The following is a 253-nucleotide window of genomic DNA, read 5'->3' on the forward strand; positions in this document are numbered from 1 at the left end:
CGCTATCCAGTCTGTCGCCATGGATATGAATACGGCGTTAGACCTGGAAGTCAGGCATCACTGCCCGCAGGCGGAAGTGGTGTATGACTTGTTCCACGTGGTGGCAAAGTATGGCCGGGAGGTTATCTGTTAGTACCGATGTAAAAATGACCCACATGCCAATGTAATTCGGACCCACCTGGGGTAAAACTGGCAGTTTTAAGCGAGCTGCCGATGCTAACATTGGAGTTAAGAGTGGAGATTGCTGTTCTTC

1 pseudogene is annotated in these 253 nt (G+C 50.2%); it reads left to right on the forward strand.

What is annotated here, in order from left to right:
• Positions 1 to 127, forward strand: a pseudogene (locus M6G53_RS25370) (transposase); the annotation flags it as partial.
• Positions 128 to 253 lie beyond the last annotated feature (126 nt).

It is taken from the genome of Serratia nevei (assembly GCF_024160145.1).
Classification (GTDB): Bacteria; Pseudomonadota; Gammaproteobacteria; order Enterobacterales; family Enterobacteriaceae; genus Serratia; species Serratia nevei_A.